We start from the raw sequence: 18,420 nt of genomic DNA, 5'->3' as shown, positions 1-18,420 counted from the left end.
AAAAATGCTTCCTATCTAAGGACTCTTGTGTTCTAAGTCAATTTAATCTCCAAATATCCAGGTTCTAATTTTCCGAATACAGTCTTTATCTCTTTTCTAAAAGAACCACATTCTCCACGTGATGAGTATGAGGAAACATATCTACAGGTTGCACGCGTGTAACCTTATATTGTTCATCCAGCAGACTTAAGTCTCTGGCTTGCGTAGCAGGATTACAACTAACATATACAATTCTTTGCGGAGCCGCAAAGATAATGGCATCAACGACATTGGTGTGCATTCCTGCGCGTGGGGGATCTGTTATGATCACATCCGGATGTCCATGCTCATTGATAAAGTCGTTGTTCAGAATGTCTTTCATATCTCCTGCGTAAAACAAAGTATTTTTCACGCTGTTTAGCTCTGAATTTACTTTTGCATCTTCGATAGCTTCCGGTACATATTCAATACCAACCACTTTTTTCGCTTGATGAGATACAAAATTGGCTATCGTACCTGTTCCGGTATAAAGGTCATATACCAGTTCATTCCCCGATAATTGCGCAAAATCTCTGACAACCTTATATAATTCATAAGCCTGTTTCGAATTAGTCTGATAGAACGATTTAGCTCCAATCTTGAACTTCAAATCCTCCATTTGTTCAAAGATATGATCTCTGCCGTGGTATAAAACAACATCCTGGTCTGTGATGGTATCGTTCACTTTTTCATTGACAATATAAACCAGAGATGTGATGTTCGGAAACAACGATAAGAGATGATTCAATAGATTTTCACGCTTTTCTTTATCCTCTTTAAAGAAGACCATGATTAGCATCAATTCACCCGTGGTGCTCGTGCGAATTATCATATTTCTAAGGAACCCAGCCTGGTTTCTCAGGTCGAAAAATGCAAGTTGATGCTCTATGGCAAAGCTTCTAACCGCCAATCGGATTTGATTTGCAATATCGTCTTGTAACCAACATTTTTTTATGTCTAATACTTTATCGAAATAAGTTGGAATATGAAATCCCAAAGCATTCATATCTTCAAATTGAGTGTTGGATTTGATTTCTTCGTCTGTCATCCAGCGTTTATTCGAGAAAGTGAATTCAAGCTTATTTCGGTAATGTGTGATATCCTTTGATCCCAGTATTGGTGAAATATCGGGCAATTCAATTTTACCAATCCGGGTAAGATTGTCTGTGACTTGTTGCTGTTTGTACTTTAGCTGAGCTTGATAGTTTAGATGTTGCCATTTGCAACCACCACATACTCCAAAATGTTCGCATATTGGTTCTACTCTTTCTGTTGAATAGGAGTGGATATGTACAGCTCTTCCTTCTGCATAGCTGTTTTTTTTACGGGTTAGCTGAATGTCCGCAATATCGCCGGGAGCAACATAAGGAACAAAGATGACCATGTCATTATTCTTGGCGATCGCTTTTCCTTCAGCGGCCACATCCAAGATAGTTACATTTTCAAGAATGGGAAGTGGTTTTTTAGTACGTCTCACAATAAAATCAATTTAGAGTGCAAAAGTAGAGTTTTATAATCTCCTATGCAAATTGGAATGAGACATAATTTCGTCAGAGTTGCATAAAACCATACAAATTTCTTATCCGTTAGTAAATATCGCACTCTCAGTTGCTCTAAATGCGATCAAATATGAATTAATCAATTGAAAAATAAGAGAATATATTCATTTGCAAAAAGCAGAATAGTTAGACCATCCAAACGAAATAAGTGAAATCGTCCTGATCGAATATTTTTCCAACATTCTCTCGAAAGTTTACTATTTCACTTTGCTTGTGTTTATGCCGATATTTACATATGTAATTTACATTTGAAAACAAACAAGTATATTACAATTGTAAAGCAGCAAACCGGATTGTTTTATGATAAGGTTAATCAAGATATTTTGATGTGAATTTCCATATGTGAAGTGAGACTTCTACAAGCAATTAACAAGCGTATAAACTATTTATATAATAAACTATATTCTAATGAATTATCAGTATTTATTCAATTTTATAATTAATAAAAAGATAGTATTATCACTGTTTTAGACTTAAGTTACTGATAAAGTATGCATATATGTAATTAAATAGCTATTAATAAGCATTATAAAGCTGTTCACATAAACTAAATAATTAATATGTAAATCTTATTTATACCTCCGTAAAGTGCTGATTAATCTGCTTTTTGATCTATCTTTGTTATATACGCTACATTTTACAAATGTATTTACAAATGGATATAATGTACAATTGTAATGTATTTCATTTGTGAAGAATATTGTTTACATTTGTAGTGTTTAAAATCGAGTGCCAGAGACTTGTTTTTACAATTATCAAAGCACTTGATGGCGCATTTAGCCCTATTATTGGTAGAAATCCTTAATGTTGAAGTCTTATGAAAGATCGCATATCAAAATTGATGGAAGTGGAGCAAATATCTCCTACTCGATTTGCAATTATGATTGGAACACAACCATCGGTTGTCTCTCATATCTTGAATGGACGTAATAAACCAAGCCTGGAAGTTGCTCAGAAAATCCTGAATGCCTTTCCGACAATCAATCCAGATTGGCTTATTTTAGGCGTTGGAGCAATGTATCGCGAAGAATTGCCGTCTCGACAGGGTTCATTATTTGATATTAAGCCTGAAATATCCAGTAATACTGCTATTTATGAGCAAAAAACGGTTGATAAAAATTTGCAGGAAAAAGAAGTGAAGCAGGTAGAATCAGAAAAAGTAATAGAAAAATGCGCTGTTGTGAAAGAGAAAACCGTTAAAAAGATAACCGTATACTATTCCGATATGACTTTTGAAGAGTTTCTTCCAAATGCACTTCAAGACAAGCAGTAGAAGTTATCGACATTTCTTGTAAGTTAAGAGATAACTGCGTAATTTTGCAGTCAAATTATTACATATGAAAAAATGCTCGTTAGATATGGTTGTTTCCGCGAATATTCCGCTGGGAAGCAGCCATTTTTTATTGAAATTTACTCATAAAGAGAAACTTCCAGAGATGCTGCCAGGTCAGTTCGTGCAGGTCAGGGTAGATAATGCTCCCGGAGTATTCCTTAGACGTCCTATATCCGTTAATTTCGTTGATAAACAGAGGAATGAACTGTGGTTATTGGTTCAAAAAGTAGGAGAAGGAACCCGAAAGATGTCTGAATATAAGACAGGAGATGTAGTAAACATGCTTCTTCCATTAGGAAATTCCTTTACAATGCCACAAAGTACTCAATCCCGTTTATTATTAGTGGGAGGTGGAGTCGGAATAGCTCCATTATTATACATGGGATCTTTATTAAAGCAGCAAGGCTGTAATCCGATGTTTTTGTTAGGTGCCAGATCTGCTGACGGTTTGATGCAAATAGATGATTTTAAGCAATTTGGTGATGTTTTCATAACTACCGAAGATGGAAGTGCTGGAGAAAAGGGTTTTGTTACGCAACATTCTATATTACAGCAACATATTGATAAAATATACACATGTGGGCCGACGCCTATGATGCAGGCTGTTGCCAGATTTGCTCAGAATAATGCTATTGAATGCGAGGCTTCGCTTGAAAATAAAATGGCTTGTGGTTTTGGCGCTTGCTTATGTTGCGTAACACAGACTCAAAGCGGTCATAAGTGCGTTTGTTCTGAAGGTCCGGTATTTAACACAAAAGAATTATCATGGCAGATTTGAAGATAAGAATAGGTGAATTAGAGTTCAAAAATCCGGTAACAACAGCATCCGGAACTTTCGGTTTCGGAGAAGAGTATACCGATTTCATGGATCTAAATCGAATAGGTGGTATTTTTACCAAAGGAACTACTATTCGACATAGAGAAGGCAATGCTTATCCACGTATGGCGGAGACACCATCCGGCATGTTAAATGCTGTAGGACTGCAAAATAAAGGTGTTGACTATTTCATTTCGTCTATTTATCCTCGCATAAAAGATTACGATACCAATATAATGGTTAATGTTTCCGGGTCTACCATTGAAGACTACGTGGCGACAGCAGAGAAGGTTAATGAACTGGATAAAATACCGGCAATTGAGCTAAATATATCGTGTCCTAACGTGAAACAAGGCGGCATGACTTTCGGTGTAAGTTGTGCCGGTGCGGCAGAAGTCGTTCGTGCTGTTCGTAAAGCCTATTCCAAGACCCTGATTGTGAAATTATCGCCTAATGTGACAGATATAGTATCTATTGCTCAGGCCGTTGAAGACGAAGGTGCTGATTCTGTATCATTAATAAATACATTATTAGGAATGGCGATCGATGCCGAAACCAGAAAACCATATCTTTCAACGATAACAGGAGGCTTATCCGGGCCTTGTGTCAAGCCGGTAGCATTGCGGATGGTATGGCAGGTTGCAAAGACAGTTAAAATACCAGTAATAGGCTTGGGGGGAATCATGAATGCGGCAGATGCAATTGAATTTTTTCTTGCCGGAGCAACTGCCATTCAAATAGGTACAGCAAATTTTATAGACCCGGCTATCAGCGTGAAAGTTGTTGAAGGTATAAATGAGTATCTTGACAGACATGGGTATTCTTCTATTTATGATATAATCGGAGCTTTAGAGGCTTAATTTTAATGAAGAAAGGCTGGTACATACCAATGTTTATACTATTATCCATAGTTTGGGTTTCTTTATCGTATAAAGTACCTGATATAAAGTATAATACGAAAGGCGAAGTTATTCAAAATGACTCCATTGTTTTACTATTCGCCGGAGATATTATGGGGCATGTACCTCAAATTGAAGCTGCTTATAATAAATCTACAAAGACTTACGATTTCAATCCTTGTTATACTTATATAGAGCCTTATATTAAATCGGCAGACATTGCTATAGCTAATCTGGAAGTTCCTTTGGCAGGAAAACCATATAGTGGTTATCCTTGTTTTTCAAGCCCCGATGCTTTGTTAGATGGAGCTGTAAATGCAGGATTCAAGGTTATGCAATTAGCGAATAATCATGTTGCAGACAGAGGAGGGAATGGGATTGATCGTTCTTATATTACGGTTAATAAGAGAGTAAAATCAACGGGAGTATATCTCAATCAGGCACAGAGGGATTCTTTGTACCCATTGATAATAGAAGTGAAAGGCTTGAAAATAGCATTCCTAAACTGTACTTTTGGCACAAATGGACATGTAGTTTCTGCACCTAGAATAGTTAATTTAATTGATACAGTACAAATTAGAAATGATATTCAGACTGCTCGCAAAAGGGGAGCTCAATTTGTAGTAATGACCATTCATTGGGGAAATGAATATGAATTGAAATCAAACGCTATTCAGGAAAACATGTCATCTTTTATGACAAAAGCCGGAGTTGATGCTATTGTAGGTTCCCATCCTCATGTAGTGCAGAATTTTGCGATGTTGAGTCGTTCAGATAGCTCTAAAGTGCCTGTATTTTATTCCTTAGGGAACATGATTTCCAATCAACGTTGGCGTAATTCTAACGGGGGAATATTGGCAAGGTTTACCATTCTAAAGAATAGCTGTAAAATTAAAAAAGTAGACTACCTACCATTTTACGTTTATAAAGGGACCTTGAACCGTAAGTTTCAATACTATCTAATTCCTACAGAGAAATACAGAAATGGATTACTATCTGTAAGTTTGCCTGCCCACGATGATTCAATGTTGGTCACTTTTGATCAGGACACGCAAAAACGTCTCTCCAATCTGCAAAGATTTAAATAATCAATCAATTACACTTTCGTTCATAATTGACAAAGGAGTACGAATGCGGGCATTTTTCTCCGGAATTTAGGTCTTCTCGTATTGTTTCGGTCCATTGGCTATAATCTACCAAAGGAAAAAATGTATCGCCATCGAGACTTGCATGAATATGAGTCAGGTAGAGGCGATCAGCTAATGGTAAAGCTTGTTTGTAAAGCATTCCTCCTCCAATAATAAATACTTCGTCCTCATCTTTGCAAACTTCTAAAGCTTCTTCGAGAGACCCCATTACAATGCAGTTTGGAATTGTCTGTACCGTTTTGCTTAAAACAATGTTTTTGCGATTGGGTAAAGCGCCCTTGGGAAGCGATAAGAACGTTTTGTGTCCCATTATGATGGTATGGTGAAGGGTAAGTTGTTTGAAGCGCTGTAAATCACCTGGAAGATGGCATAGAAGAGCGTTATCTTTACCAATTGCATCGTTGGAGGCTACAGCTGCGATAATTGAAATGTGTGGCATAATCAGGATCCGATTTGTGGTGCAAAAATAGATAAAAATACTCTTAAAAAAATTGAAGCGTGGCATATTATTGGTACTCTTTTCTGAAGATTATTGTTGAAATAATCATAGAATATTCTGATTTTGATATTGAATACTAACAGCTTATTGCATGTTTGTTAAATTTGATCATTGCTTACGTTGTTATGAGATGCTATTTAAGAGCTAATTGGCACTCATTCGTGGAGTTGTGAAAATTGTGATAAATTGACGCAATATTTAGCTTATTTTTTGAATATCGAAGAAAATAAGCCTTGTTTGGTTTCCGGTTTAATGAGATAAAATGCTAAATTTGCGATTAATTATTAACATCATTATCAAATACTACACCATGGCTAAACTAACAAGAGAGGATGCCTTAAACTATCATAAACAAGGCAAACCCGGTAAAATTGAGGTGGTTCCTACAAAACCTTACAGTACACAAACAGATTTATCTTTAGCTTATTCACCAGGTGTGGCAGAGCCTTGTCTCGAGATCGAAAAAGATCCGGATACAGCATATGACTACACAGCCAAAGGCAACCTGGTTGCTGTCATTTCTAATGGGACAGCAGTTTTAGGATTAGGTGATATTGGAGCTTTGGCCGGAAAACCTGTTATGGAAGGTAAAGGCTTATTATTCAAGATATTCGCAGGTATTGACGTTTTTGACATTGAAGTCAACGAAAAAGATCCTGAAAAATTCATTCAGGCTGTAAAAGCTATTTCACCTACTTTCGGAGGTATAAATCTGGAAGATATCAAAGCACCTGAATGTTTCGAAATTGAAACCCGCTTAAAAGAAGAGCTCGACATACCTATAATGCATGATGATCAGCACGGAACTGCTATTATTTCGGCAGCGGGGTTATTAAATGCGCTTGAAATTGTAGGTAAGAAAATAGAAGAAGTAAAAATCGTCGTAAACGGTGCCGGTGCAGCAGCAAATTCCTGTGCACGCCTTTATATTTGCTTGGGGGCAAAAAGAGAGAATATTGTGATGGTTGATAGTAAGGGTGTTATTTGCGATACACGTAGCAACCTTACAGAGCAGAAAAAAGAATTTGCTACTTCTCGAACAGATCTAAAAACCCTTGCAGACGCAGTATATGGATCAGATGTTTTCTTAGGATTATCTGTTGCCGACGTGTTGAGCAAAGAAATGGTTCGGACAATGGCTAAAGACCCTATTGTCTTTGCATTAGCTAATCCGAATCCTGAAATCTCTTATGCGGATGCAATGGATTCGCGCGGTGATATTCTGTTTGCGACCGGACGTTCTGATTATCCTAACCAAATCAACAACGTACTAGGATTTCCTTATATATTCAGAGGTGCTTTGGATGTAAGATCCAGAACTATCAATGAAGAAATGAAAGTTGCAGCTGTGCGTGCTATTGCCGAATTGGCTAAAAAGCCGGTTCCAGATGTAGTTAACGCTGCGTACAATTTAAGCAAACTTAGTTTTGGCCGCTCTTACATAATTCCTAAACCTTTGGATCCCCGATTGCTTACAACAGTAGCACCAGCGGTAGCCAAAGCTGCAATTGATTCAGGTGTGGCCCGCATTCAGATTGAAGACTGGGAAGCATACAAGGATAAGTTGCGCGAACTGATGGGTTCGGACAACAAGATGTTGCGCCACTTTGTTGAGATGGCTCGCCAAAGTCCGAAAAGAGTGGTATTCTCAGAAGCTAATCTTTTGAATGTGCTTAAAGCTGCTGAACTAGCTAAAGCAGAGGGCGTATGTTATCCCATTTTGCTTGGAAATGAAGAGCGTATTGAAAAAATGGCAGCAGAAAACAATATCGACCTTTCAGGAATTGAAATAGTCAATTTGCGCCATGATAGGGAAGAAGAGCGTCGTATACGTTATGCGTCATTGCTTACAGAAAAGTGTGGTCGGGATGGTATGACTCTTACAGATGCTCTTGAAAAAATGTTTGAACGTAATTATTTTGGTATGATGATGGTAGAAACCGGCGATGCAGATGCGATGATAACTGGCTCCTACACAAACTTTACTGAAAGTATTAATGCAGCAAAACAGGTGATAGGAATCAGAGAAGGTGTAAATAATATCGCAGCAATGCATATTCTTAACACGAAAAAGGGAACATTCTTCCTGGCGGATACCTTATTTAACAGACATCCAAATGCAGACGTGCTGATGGATATTGCTAAATTAGCTAATGATGCTGTCAAATTCTTTAATCATCAACCTGTTATGGCAATGATCTCTTATTCTAATTTTGGTATTGACAAAGCAGGAAGCCCAGCCAGTGTGCATAATGTAGTAAAACGACTTCATGCAGAGTGCCCGGATATGATTGTTGACGGAGAAATGCAGGTAAACATTGCGCTTAACAAGAAATTGCGTGATGAAAAATATCCTTTCAATAAATTAGCCGGAAGAGATGTTAATACATTAGTATTTCCTAATTTAAGCTCTGCGAATACAGCTAGTAAGCTTTTGCTGGAGATGGGCTTAGCAGATATGATTGGTCCGATTCAGATGGGATTGAATAAGCCAATTCATATTCTTGATGTTGAAAGTTCTGTTCGGGATATCGTGAACATGACTATTGTGTCAGTATTAGATGCTATTGTCGTAGACCAAAAACGAAATAATAAAGTTGGAGATTTAGTATAAGGATGTTACAGATTGATGATACAATTATAAGCTTGGACCTGTTCGATCAGTGCTTTTGTTGCGATTTGAAAGCATGTAAAGGCATTTGTTGTGTGGAAGGCGAAGAGGGGGCTCCCGTTGAATTGGATGAAATAGCTCAAATAGAAGAGATTTTACCATTAATATGGGATCAGCTGACGCTAAGTGCACAAAAGGTAATTAATGAGCAGGGAGTGGCTTATATTGACCGGGAAGGTGATATGGCAATTTCTATTGTTCATGGTGCTGAATGTGTTTTTGCATCAAAAGGAGAAGATGGTATTTGGAGTTGTTTGCTTGAGCAATTGTACAATTCAGGTAAAACAACATTCAGAAAACCAATTTCGTGTCATTTATACCCGATACGCACAAAAAAGTTTCCCACTTTTCAGGCCGTAAACTATCATAAATGGCATATTTGCAAAGATGCTGTTGTTGATGGAAGAAAGAAGAACTTATTATTGTATCAATATCTCAAGGAACCTTTAATTAGAAAGTTTGGTCAACAATGGTATGATCAGCTTATTGTTGCTGCTGAGCATATTGCAAAACAATAATTAAAGATTCATAACAAACAAGCGCCCCGCTTAATTTTCAATGAAGATTGAGCGGGGTTCGTTTATTTTTATCTGTATAATTTACTATTTTTGCACAAAAAAAGAATCACATGTTTAGAACGCATACTTGCGGCGAACTTCGCCATACTCATGTTAATGAGACCGTCACTTTAGCCGGTTGGGTACAAAAAACGCGCAAAATGGGAGGTATGACCTTCGTGGATTTGCGTGATCGCTATGGAATTACTCAATTAGTTTTTAATCAGGATGTTAATGCTGGATTGTGCGAAAAAGCAAATCGCATGGGGCGTGAATGGGTTATTCAGGTCAAAGGTGAAGTAGCGGAGCGAAGTAATAAGAATCCGAATTTATCTACAGGTGACATTGAATTAATTGTCAATGAATTAAATATAATCAATGAATCTAAGACACCGCCATTTACTATAGAGGATGACACAGATGGAGGTGATGACCTGAGAATGGAGTATCGTTATCTTGATTTGCGCCGTTCTTCCGTTCGTAAAAACTTGGAATTAAGACATCGTATTGCTTTTGAGGTACGTCGTTATCTCGATCAACAAAATTTTCTGGAAGTAGAAACCCCGATTTTAATCAAATCGACACCAGAAGGAGCCCGAGACTTTGTGGTGCCATCCCGAATGAATTCTGGTGAATTTTATGCCTTGCCTCAGTCTCCTCAATTGTATAAACAATTATTGATGGTTTCAGGTTTTGACCGTTATTTTCAGATAGCAAAATGTTTCAGAGATGAAGATTTACGTGCTGATCGTCAGCCTGAATTTACTCAGATAGATTGTGAGATGTCTTATGTAGAGCAAGAAGATGTGCTCAATTTGTTTGAAGGGATGATGATTCATCTTTTCAAGTATGTAAAGGACATTACAATTGATTCTTTGCCTCGCATTACGTACGCTGATGCTATGAGGTTATATGGTTCAGACAAGCCGGATATTCGTTTTGGAATGACTTTTGTCGAATTGAAAGAGTTGGTTGGGGGACATGATTTTGTCGTATTCGACAGCGTTGACTATGTTGGAGGTATTTGTGCTGAAGGATGTGCTACTTATACCAGAAAACAGTTAGATGAGCTTACCGATTTTGTAAAACGTCCTCAAATTGGTGCAAAAGGACTGGTTTACATTAAGTATGAAGCAGATGGAACAATTAAATCTTCAATCGATAAATTTTATACCGCTGATGATTTGAAGAAGATAACAGACGCTATGGATGCTAAGCCAGGAGACTTGATCCTGATTTTGGCCGGATCAAAAGTGAAAACACAAAAGGCGTTGTGTGAGTTACGTTTGGAAATGGGGAATCGCTTAGGCTTACGGGATAAAAATAATTTTGCTCCGTTGTGGGTAATTGATTTTCCTTTGTTTGAATGGGATGAAGAAACACAGCGTTTTTATGCCATGCATCATGCCTTTACTTCTCCAAATCTTGAAGACACTCCATTTCTGGAATCAGATCCGGGCAGGGTTAGGGCATACGCTTATGACATGGTTATAAATGGAGTTGAGCTTGGTGGTGGTTCTATTCGTATTCACAGCAGCGAACTTCAGCATAAGATCTTTCGTTTAATGGGCTTTTCAGAGGAGGAAGCACAATACAAGTTTGGATTTCTTATGGATGCGTTCAAATATGGGGCACCACCTCATGGAGGCTTGGCTTTTGGGTTGGATCGTTGTGTGTCTCTTTTTGCAGGGTTGGACAGCATTCGTGATTGTATTGCATTTCCTAAAAATAACTCGGGTAGGGATGTGATGAGTGGAGCGCCTTCTCAAATAGAAGAATCTCAGCTGAAAGAACTCAACATTCATATTACAATGCCGAGTGTTGAATAAGTAAAATAATGCCTTTTATAAAGCAAAGCAGAGCTAATAGCTCTGCTTTTTTTGTATCAACGTGTATTTAAATGCAACGTTCTGGTCGAGGTTGGTCTTGGTGAATGTGTTTTTTGAACTCAATTACAAACATATAAAATGTTATAAATAATTTATATGTAGATTATTGTATAAGTATTATTTGAAGTAATACCACTTGTTGCACATGATAGTGTTTGATGTTTTGTTTAGGTAGCATTTCTGTGACTGTGTAGATCACAGAAATGCTTATCTGGAATGGCCCTTGTAAGGTGGCATGAATGGGTTGGGGCAAAAAAAAGAGGATGTTCAATCGAACATCCTCTTAAAACTTTTCATTTCTCTTCTATTATTGAACTTCTACTACTTGGTAAGAAGATTTCAATGTAGTGAGACGGTTTTTAGCTTTTTCTTTGTACAGCTGTGGGATTACACCGTGTCCTACAACTGTTAAACGACTGTTGTCAACACCCGCTTTTGTAATAGCTTTTGCAACAGCCTGAGCGCGTTTTTTACTTAATTTCAGGTTGTAAGCTTTGCTACCAGAATTTTTATCAGCATAACCATCAATGGTTAATTTTGCATCTGGGTTAGTTTTCAGGAATGCAACGGTTTCTTCAATTGAAGCTTTCTGATTGAGATCTTTTACGCTAGAGTTGTCAAACCCAAAGAAGATTTCTTTAGCAAATTCTTTAGTAACTGTTTTTGTTACTTTTGGAGCTGGAACCTTAACAAACACGGTATCGTGTTTTACAACTTCTTTGATTTGGATTACTGGCTCAGGAGCAGGTGCGGGAGCTGCTTTAGATGTAGCTTTGAAGTGGTATGTAAAACCAACCTGGAAAGCTGTGAAATCATCAAAGAAAAGGCCTGCTTTTACTCCATTGAAGCCATCACGAACTGCGTTAGTTGCTACTTCTGCGTTCAGATCAAATTGTTTTGAAAGATGGAAGCTTCCAAGTAAACCTGCGCGTACAATAGGAGTTACTTGTTTTTTTGCTGCAACTTCATGTGCTGAACGAACGCCTAATCCAAGACCTCCAAATGCGGTAACATCAAAGATTCTGTCAGGATTGTAACCACCCCACCAGTTGCTCAAGTTTACAGTAAGATCACCGGTCAGGTTAGCACTCCACCAATGAGGATCCGTTACTCCTGTTGCCGAAACTCCTTTCCAGCCATGACGAGCCCAGCCTAATTCGCCACGTACGCCAATTACCGGATTAAAATCGTAACCTAAGCCGAAAGTAGAAAGCAAACCTCCATCTTTTCTGAAATTGATAGAATTTCCGCTTTGCAAAATGTTACTTCCTTCACCCAAAAATAAGTTGTAACCGGTATAGAGACTCATATACCAACCTGGCTGAAAAGTAGCTTTGGCTTCTTTTGCATCAGCTTTTTTGTCAGCTTGAGCATTTGCTACTGCAATGAAAGCAAACAGTAGCAATCCACATGTAATGATTTTTTTCATTTTTCAAAAATTTTAATTAAACAACAGCTTGATTTTTTTCACTTTATACTCTATAGTAAGTCTAAGAATATTTTCTTAAAATTAGAATTCTTATGGTCAGGATTTATCTAAGGTTGATTTGAAGAAAATGCCTTTTCTCTCATAAAAACAAATACGAAATGTAGAAAAATGGTGGTTTTTTATACTCTCAGTCAAATAAATTCGAAACAAAGATAGTGCTAATATTATATCTGACTTTCTGAATATAGTTAAAAAAAATCAAATCAAAAAAGGATTGAATAATAATTAGTGAAAAGACAAACAGTCAATGAGATATAGGAATGAAAAATTCTACAAATGCCCATTAATACAAGTGGTTATGATATGATAATAAACAAAAAATGGATCAAATTGATTTTATTTTTACTTATATTAAGTATTTCGACTTTAAATATTAGCATGAAATAGTGAATGTTTATTGATTAAATACCTCTTGAAATGTTAATAATGAATTTATTTTATTCGATTCAGATTTTTATTTTGGTGTATGAGCCGTCATTCCATTGGCAACCAACAAAGCATTGATTGATGGTTCCTGACCTCTGAATCGTTTGTATAAGGTCATGGGTTTTTCGGATCCTCCATTGGAAAGAATATTATTGCGGAAAGAATTAGCTACGTCCTGATTAAAGATGCCGGCATTTTGAAAGGCTGCAAAAGAGTCGGCAGCAAGTACTTCAGCCCATTTATAACTATAGTATCCGGCAGCATACCCACCTGAAAAGATATGTCCGAATGCCGTACTGATACACGTATTTTCAAGAGAAGGTAATAATTGTGTCTGCTTTTCAGCTTGTTTTTCAAACTCAATCACATTAGTAGAAAAGTCTTTTTCAAGCATATGCCATGCCATATCGATGAACCCAAAATTCAATTGACGTACGCATTGATATCCTACATTATAGTTTTCTGCGTTTTTGATTTTACGGATCATCTCCGAAGGAATTAGTTCTTTCGTTTGATAATGGAATCCAAAATCATCAAGGAATTCTTTTTCAATAGCATAATTTTCCATGAACTGAGAGGGGCATTCTACAAAATCGCGATGTACGGACGTTCCCGAGTGCGATAGATACATTGTATTGGAAAAAATGCCATGGAGGGCATGGCCAAATTCATGCAGGAATGTTTTCACTTCATCGAAGGAAAGAAGTGCCGGTTTTGTTTTCGTAGGACGGGTAAAATTCATCACCAGACAGATATGAGGACGATGATTGTATTCTCCTTCTTTCCATTGTCCTTTGAATTCTGTCATCCATGCTCCCGGTCGTTTTCCTTTTCGGGGGAAAAAGTCAGTATAGAGTAGGGCAAGGTATTGTCCATTGTGGTCAAATACCTCAAAGGTTTTTACTTCCGGGTGATAAACGGGAATATCAGCGTTTTCTTTGAAGGTAATACCGTATAATTTAGTTGCTAATCCAAAGACTCCCGTAATAACATTGTTGAGTTCAAAATACGGACGCAATGAATCTTCATTGAAAGTGAATGTTTGATCTTTGAGCTTTTCTGCATAGTAAGCCCAATCCCAGGGCTGTAATTGTTCTGTAAATCCGAGACTCTTGGCATATTCCTGCACAGCTTCAATTTCTTTATCAGCTACAGGTTTATAAGCGGCTAACAGTTCATTCAGCAGTTTGTATACATTGTCACTTGTTTCAGCCATTCGGTCTTTCAGTACATATGCTGCATATGTTTTATAACCTAATAACTGAGCAAGTTGCAGTCTGTTATTGACAATGGAGCGCATGATCTCCTGATTGTCATTGGCATCGTTATGGATTCCTTTGGTGCAAAATGCCATGTAAAGTTGCTGCCTCAACTCCCTATTATTTAAAAATTTCATAGCTGGCACATAACTCGGAGCTGTCAAATCGAACAGCCATCCATTTTGTCCCTTTGCAGAGGCTTTTGCTGCTGCAGTTTCAAGATAATCATCAGACAGTCCGGTCAACAGATGTTTATCTGTAATAATCAGGGTATAGTCGTTGACTTCTTTCAGAATATTTCTATCGAAAGTCAAAGACGCAGTGTCAAGTTTTTCTGTAAGATCTCGATATGTAATTTTATCTGTATCACTCAGATTTGCTCCGTTATCGGCAAAACTATCGTATGTTTTTTGTAGTAAGGTTTGTTGTTCTGCGACTAATTCTAAATTATCTTTTTGAGTAAATACATGTTTTACCCGGTCAAATAGTCGCGTATTCAGGGAAATATTATTGGAATGCTCGGTCAGCATCGGAGAAATCTCTTCTGCAAGTTGTTGCATCTCATCAGTCGTTTCTGCACTGTTAAGATTGAAGAATGTATTTGTTACCAGAGAAAGTAAGCGTCCTGAATTTTCGAGGGCTTCAATTGTATTCTGAAACGTAGGAACTTCTTTATTCTCAACAATATCATCAATTTCGGATTCATGTATGCGTATGGCTTCCTTAAATGCCGGTACATAGTGTTCGAGCTTGATTTTATTAAACGGAATAGCTGCGTGTGGGGTATCGAATGGATGTAAGAACGGGTTTCTCGGAACATTGTTCAATGAAGATTGCGTAGATTCTTCTGTCATAATTTTAAATGTGTGTGGTTATAATCTATAGCAAAGTTAGTTTTTTATACTAAAAGGATGAAATAAAAAAAGCGTAAGCAGGGTAGTTTTACCATGCTTACGCTTTCTTAAATTTGCATCAGTATTTAGTACTGAGGATTATGATTGTTATTGAGTTCGTTGACATCAATTTGCTTTTTATCCATCATTCGCCATGCATAAAAAATATAGGACAAAACTACCGGAATAAACAGAGAAACAACGCTCATTACCTTTAATGTAAAGAGACTTGAAGAACTGTTTCTAATCGTAAGCGAACTTTGTAAGTCAGACACTGATGGGTAGAACGCGGTATTGTTATAGCCAAGAATTAACAGCAGAGATAATACAGCTAATACGGTACCTAAACCAGCAAACCAAATTCCTTTTGTGCTTCGAGAGCAGAACACGCCAATACCAATGCCATATAACAGAGCAACAACACCTACAAGCAACATTATTCCAATCAAAGGCATTTCTATTAAGTTGTGGAAATACTTAGCGTTTTGCATGTAAACTTCTCCGGTTTCAGGATGTACTGCAAATCCTTTTGCACATAATGTCCATATACAAAAGGTAAGGAATGTGACCAGAAAAAGAACGGCATTGATTAATACCTGTTTCCGGGAGCGTGCATTAATAGCCTCGTGGCGTATGTTGTTGATAAAATAAAGGCTTCCCAACACTCTGGCAAGGAAGAAAACAGCAAGTCCGAGTAGTACATTACGAGGGTTAGCTACAGCTTCAAGTCCATGTAACGGGTTTTGCCATGTCGAAATCACCGGCATCATCGGTTGATAGATATTTTCTTTGTTCACAAGAAATTCGCTACCGGTAAAGAAAGTTCCCACCGCGGTTCCAAAGAGCAGCAAGCCGACAAATCCATTGAGAAGCAAAAAAGCTTCATATGTTTTATGACCCAGAATGTTGCCCTCTTTTTTTCTGAATTCATAGCTAAAAGCTTGCAAAACGAAACATATTAAGATAAGCATCCAGGGCCAATAGGCGCCTCCAAAGCTGGTTGAATAAAATAGCGGAAAAGAAGCGAAGAATCCGCCCCCAAAAGTGACCAGCGTAGTGAATGTAAATTCCCATTTTTTTCCAATAGAATTTATCATAAGCGTTCTTTCTTCGTCGGTTTTTCCAATGGTATACAGCAGAGATTGTCCTCCCTGAACAAAAAACAGGAAGACCAGTATGGCACCGAGCAACGATACTAAAAACCACCAATATTCTTGATAAAAAGCGTAATCCATAATTGTTGAATTAAAAATTATTTAATCGATAGTATTTATCAGTCACAATGGACCTTATTGTATGTGTTCAGGCCCTTTTCGAATTTCGTGCACCATAATGCTCACAATGGCAATGAAAAGCACGATAAACAGTATGGCAAAAAATGCGAATGTTGTCTGTATAGAGCTCACTGGTATGCTGGATACCGCGGCAAACGTTGGCAGAAGATCCTGAATAGCCCAGGGCTGGCGTCCGACTTCAGCAACAATCCAACCAGAAAAAGACGTAAGGTAGGCCAAAGGTATAGCCCATAATGCAAGCTTCTGAAGCCATTTCATGTTTTCAATTCTGCGACGGATGTATAGAATGAAGATGAAATACAATAGGAAGAAGCCTCCGAAAATTACCATAAAACGGAATGAATAGAAAGTAAGCGGTACATTCGGAATCAACTGTTTTTTGTCTTTAATATAGCCGTAGCCGTAGTAGGGTGATGTCGCTGCAAAAACAGCTTTGTTGACTGAAGCCAGAGAATCATTGTGCTCTTTTTTGGCAAGCTTATAACCTTTGAGAGCGTTTTGAGCCATTTTGCCGAAAACTATTTTTTCGTCTGTTGTGACAGGTTTGACAGCCTGACCGTCAGGTCTTGTTTCCAGATAGCCACCATCCAATAAGTCTTTAATGCCGGGAACGTGGGCGTCAAAATCTCTGAAAGCTAAAAAAGACAACAGTTTAGGAGCCGTTATCTTAATAAGAAACGGATTTGTAGCATCGTTATATTCTTTTTTGGCCGGATTCAGAATACCCATTGCAACCAATCCTTCTCCTGTATGTCCCTGATAAAGGCCTTCCATAGCTGCGAGTTTCATTGGTTGCTTTTGAGCTACCTGATAGGCTGAACCATCACCACTGTACATCGCCAGTATTATTCCCAATAGTCCAAAAGCAGCAGCTATCCGTATGCTTTTATGCGCAAATTCAATATTGCGTTTTTTCATCAGATACCAGCAACTGACACCGATTACAAATGCAGCCCCAACAATCCAGGACGATGTAACGGTGTGGAAAAATTTATTCATTGCCATAGGAGAGAAGAGTACAGCCCAGAAATCGGTCATTTCGCTGCGAACTGTATCAATATTGAAAGAAGTGCCTGTAGGATACTGCATCCAGGCATTTGCAACCAAGATCCATAACGAAGATAAAGTGGCACCGAACCATGTGAGCCAGGTTGCTGCAAGGTGAAAGCCTTTGCTGACTTTGTTCCAGCCAAAAAACATGATAACAAAGAACGTCGATTCCAGAAAAAAGGCCATGATACCTTCAATAGCAAGCGGGGCTCCGAAAATGTCGCCAACAAGCCAACTATAATTGGACCAGTTAGTGCCAAATTGAAACTCTAATATCAAACCTCCGGCTACACCCACGGCAAAGTTGATGCCAAAAAGACGCATCCAGAACTTTGTCATTGTTTGCCATTCGGCTTTGCCGGTTTTATAATATACAGTTTCCATTACAGCCATAATAAAACCAAGGCTCAATGTCAACGGTACGAAAATCCAATGATCCATAGCGGTCATTGCAAACTGGGCACGAGACCAGTCAATGATAGATAAATCGAGTGTTTCCATGCGCAAATAAAATTGATTGTTAGGCGACTACACCAGAATTTAGAGAGTTATGTTTGTGAAATTGTATTTATTTTAAATAAAATTGAGCGGCAAATATAGCTATTGAAATAATCAATT

At 37.9% G+C, this 18,420-nt stretch carries 13 protein-coding genes; 7 read left to right on the top strand and 6 right to left on the bottom strand.

Annotated elements, in window-relative coordinates; all coding sequences use genetic code 11:
• Positions 1-85 precede the first annotated feature (85 nt).
• On the bottom strand, positions 86-1,495 hold the full coding sequence (gene rlmD / locus F8N35_RS12215) for a 23S rRNA (uracil(1939)-C(5))-methyltransferase RlmD (protein WP_293053404.1): 1,410 nt from the start codon (positions 1,493-1,495) through the stop codon (positions 86-88).
• Between the two features lie 899 nt (positions 1,496-2,394).
• On the opposite strand from rlmD, the gene F8N35_RS12210 reads away from it, so the two are divergent.
• From F8N35_RS12210 to F8N35_RS12195, 4 genes are all read left to right on the top strand, one after another.
• Positions 2,395-2,850, top strand: coding sequence for a helix-turn-helix transcriptional regulator (locus tag F8N35_RS12210; protein ID WP_293053401.1), 456 nt, complete (start codon positions 2,395-2,397; stop codon positions 2,848-2,850).
• Between the two features lie 64 nt (positions 2,851-2,914).
• Positions 2,915-3,688 carry a dihydroorotate dehydrogenase electron transfer subunit gene (locus F8N35_RS12205; RefSeq protein ID WP_293053398.1) on the top strand — a complete coding sequence of 258 codons (774 nt, stop codon included), beginning with the start codon at positions 2,915-2,917 and terminating at the stop codon, positions 3,686-3,688.
• Positions 3,676-4,587 carry a dihydroorotate dehydrogenase gene (locus tag F8N35_RS12200; RefSeq protein WP_293053395.1) on the top strand — a complete coding sequence of 304 codons (912 nt, stop codon included), beginning with the start codon at positions 3,676-3,678 and terminating at the stop codon, positions 4,585-4,587. Before F8N35_RS12205 ends, F8N35_RS12200 begins: the two co-directional genes overlap by 13 nt.
• Positions 4,588-4,592: 5 nt before the next feature.
• Positions 4,593-5,714: a CapA family protein gene (locus tag F8N35_RS12195; protein WP_293053393.1), complete on the top strand. Its 1,122-nt coding sequence runs from the start codon at positions 4,593-4,595 to the stop codon at positions 5,712-5,714.
• A gap of 4 nt (positions 5,715-5,718) precedes the next feature.
• On the opposite strand, the gene F8N35_RS12190 is transcribed toward F8N35_RS12195, so the two are convergent.
• Positions 5,719-6,213: a dihydrofolate reductase gene (locus F8N35_RS12190; RefSeq protein WP_293053390.1), complete on the bottom strand. Its 495-nt coding sequence runs from the start codon at positions 6,211-6,213 to the stop codon at positions 5,719-5,721.
• A gap of 370 nt (positions 6,214-6,583) precedes the next feature.
• Here F8N35_RS12190 and F8N35_RS12185 point away from each other — a divergent pair, with 370 nt between their 5' ends.
• The 3 genes from F8N35_RS12185 (at position 6,584) to aspS (ending at position 11,330) form a co-directional block, all read left to right on the top strand.
• On the top strand, positions 6,584-8,887 hold the full coding sequence (locus F8N35_RS12185; RefSeq protein WP_293053387.1) for an NADP-dependent malic enzyme: 2,304 nt from the start codon (positions 6,584-6,586) through the stop codon (positions 8,885-8,887).
• A gap of 2 nt (positions 8,888-8,889) precedes the next feature.
• Positions 8,890-9,462, top strand: a complete 573-nt coding sequence (locus tag F8N35_RS12180) for a DUF3109 family protein (RefSeq protein WP_293053384.1) — start codon at positions 8,890-8,892, stop codon at positions 9,460-9,462.
• A 110-nt stretch (positions 9,463-9,572) separates the two neighbouring features.
• The gene (gene aspS / locus F8N35_RS12175; protein ID WP_293053381.1) at positions 9,573-11,330 is read left to right on the top strand and encodes an aspartate--tRNA ligase; all 1,758 of its coding nucleotides are present in this window, start codon (positions 9,573-9,575) and stop codon (positions 11,328-11,330) included.
• 367 nt (positions 11,331-11,697) lie between these two features.
• Here aspS and F8N35_RS12170 read toward each other — a convergent pair whose 3' ends face one another.
• The 4 genes from F8N35_RS12170 to F8N35_RS12155 all read right to left on the bottom strand — a co-directional run bounded on the left by F8N35_RS12170 (position 11,698) and on the right by F8N35_RS12155 (position 18,303).
• A complete protein-coding gene (locus F8N35_RS12170; RefSeq protein ID WP_293053378.1) occupies positions 11,698-12,819 on the bottom strand; it encodes an OmpA family protein in 1,122 nt (373 codons plus the stop codon).
• 514 nt (positions 12,820-13,333) lie between these two features.
• On the bottom strand, positions 13,334-15,418 hold the full coding sequence (locus F8N35_RS12165) for a M3 family metallopeptidase (RefSeq protein ID WP_293053375.1): 2,085 nt from the start codon (positions 15,416-15,418) through the stop codon (positions 13,334-13,336).
• 125 nt (positions 15,419-15,543) lie between these two features.
• Positions 15,544-16,692 (bottom strand): cytochrome d ubiquinol oxidase subunit II, encoded by a 1,149-nt coding sequence (cydB, locus tag F8N35_RS12160; protein WP_293053372.1) that lies wholly within the window; start codon positions 16,690-16,692, stop codon positions 15,544-15,546.
• Between the two features lie 54 nt (positions 16,693-16,746).
• Positions 16,747-18,303 carry a cytochrome ubiquinol oxidase subunit I gene (locus F8N35_RS12155; protein ID WP_293053369.1) on the bottom strand — a complete coding sequence of 519 codons (1,557 nt, stop codon included), beginning with the start codon at positions 18,301-18,303 and terminating at the stop codon, positions 16,747-16,749.
• Positions 18,304-18,420 lie beyond the last annotated feature (117 nt).

The sequence above is a fragment of the Paludibacter sp. genome, assembly GCF_009712605.1.
Taxonomy (GTDB): Bacteria; Bacteroidota; Bacteroidia; order Bacteroidales; family Paludibacteraceae; genus Microbacter.
This window is presented reverse-complemented; position numbering and strand designations above follow the sequence as displayed.

Bases quoted from the DNA above. Each gene is read 5' to 3' on its own strand.
- F8N35_RS12210 (WP_293053401.1), top strand. From the start codon at position 2,395: ATGAAAGATCGCATATCAAAATTGATGGAAGTGGAGCAAATATCTCCT.
- F8N35_RS12205 (WP_293053398.1), top strand. From the start codon at position 2,915: ATGAAAAAATGCTCGTTAGATATGGTTGTTTCCGCGAATATTCCGCTG.
- F8N35_RS12200 (WP_293053395.1), top strand. From the start codon at position 3,676: ATGGCAGATTTGAAGATAAGAATAGGTGAATTAGAGTTCAAAAATCCG.
- F8N35_RS12195 (WP_293053393.1), top strand. From the start codon at position 4,593: ATGAAGAAAGGCTGGTACATACCAATGTTTATACTATTATCCATAGTT.
- F8N35_RS12190 (WP_293053390.1), bottom strand. From the start codon at position 6,213: ATGCCACACATTTCAATTATCGCAGCTGTAGCCTCCAACGATGCAATT.
- F8N35_RS12185 (WP_293053387.1), top strand. From the start codon at position 6,584: ATGGCTAAACTAACAAGAGAGGATGCCTTAAACTATCATAAACAAGGC.
- F8N35_RS12180 (WP_293053384.1), top strand. From the start codon at position 8,890: ATGTTACAGATTGATGATACAATTATAAGCTTGGACCTGTTCGATCAG.
- aspS (WP_293053381.1), top strand. From the start codon at position 9,573: ATGTTTAGAACGCATACTTGCGGCGAACTTCGCCATACTCATGTTAAT.
- F8N35_RS12170 (WP_293053378.1), bottom strand. From the start codon at position 12,819: ATGAAAAAAATCATTACATGTGGATTGCTACTGTTTGCTTTCATTGCA.
- F8N35_RS12165 (WP_293053375.1), bottom strand. From the start codon at position 15,418: ATGACAGAAGAATCTACGCAATCTTCATTGAACAATGTTCCGAGAAAC.
- cydB (WP_293053372.1), bottom strand. From the start codon at position 16,692: ATGGATTACGCTTTTTATCAAGAATATTGGTGGTTTTTAGTATCGTTG.
- F8N35_RS12155 (WP_293053369.1), bottom strand. From the start codon at position 18,303: ATGGAAACACTCGATTTATCTATCATTGACTGGTCTCGTGCCCAGTTT.